1 protein-coding gene is annotated in these 1,190 nt (G+C 47.3%); it reads left to right on the plus strand.

The genetic code is table 11. From position 1 onward, the window contains the following. Positions 1 to 1,184, plus strand: a 1,184-nt coding sequence (gene tuf / locus R7E38_RS22775; RefSeq protein WP_017822038.1) for an elongation factor Tu, incomplete at its 5' end; no start/stop codon positions are given. Between the last annotated feature and the right edge of the window lie 6 nt (positions 1,185 to 1,190).

Raw genomic sequence — 1,190 nt, forward strand, 5'->3', positions numbered from 1 at the left:
TGTCTAAAGAAAAATTTGAACGTACGAAACCGCACGTTAACGTTGGTACTATCGGCCACGTTGACCACGGTAAAACAACTCTAACTGCAGCTATCTGTACTACTCTTGCTAAAGTTTACGGCGGTGTAGCTAAAGACTTCGCATCTATCGATAACGCTCCAGAAGAGCGTGAGCGCGGTATCACAATCGCAACTTCTCACGTTGAGTACGACACTCCATCACGCCACTACGCACACGTTGACTGTCCAGGACACGCTGACTATGTTAAAAACATGATCACTGGTGCTGCACAGATGGACGGTGGTATCCTAGTTGTTGCTGCGACAGATGGCCCAATGCCACAAACTCGTGAGCACATCCTACTAGGCCGTCAGGTTGGTATCCCATACATCATCGTATTCATGAACAAATGTGACATGGTTGACGATGAAGAGCTACTAGAACTAGTAGAAATGGAAGTTCGTGAACTTCTATCTGAATACGATTTCCCAGGTGATGACCTACCAGTTATCCAAGGTTCTGCACTAGGCGCACTAAACGGCGAAGAGCAGTGGGAAGCGAAAATCGTTGAACTAGCAGAAGCTCTAGATACTTACATCCCTGAGCCAGAGCGTGCGGTAGATCAGCCATTCCTAATGCCTATCGAAGACGTATTCTCAATCCAAGGTCGTGGTACAGTAGTAACTGGCCGTATCGAGCGTGGTATCCTAACTGTAGGTGACGAAGTTGCTATCGTAGGTATCAAAGACACTACTACAACTACATGTACTGGTGTTGAGATGTTCCGTAAGCTTCTAGACGAAGGCCGTGCAGGTGAGAACGTTGGTGCACTTCTACGTGGTACTAAGCGTGACGAAGTTGAACGTGGTCAAGTACTAGCTAAGCCTGGTTCAATCACTCCACACACTAAGTTCGAATCAGAAGTATACGTACTGTCTAAAGATGAAGGTGGTCGTCACACTCCATTCTTCAAAGGCTACCGTCCACAGTTCTACTTCCGTACAACTGACGTAACTGGTGACATCCAGCTACCAGACGGCGTAGAAATGGTAATGCCAGGCGACAACGTACAGATGACTGTAGAGCTAATCGCACCAATCGCAATGGACGAAGGTCTACGTTTCGCGATCCGTGAAGGTGGCCGTACAGTAGGTGCTGGTGTTGTTGCTAAGATCTTCGACTAATTCATA

The sequence above is a fragment of the Vibrio sp. Vb2131 genome (assembly GCF_033338535.1).
Classification (GTDB): Bacteria; Pseudomonadota; Gammaproteobacteria; order Enterobacterales; family Vibrionaceae; genus Vibrio; species Vibrio alginolyticus.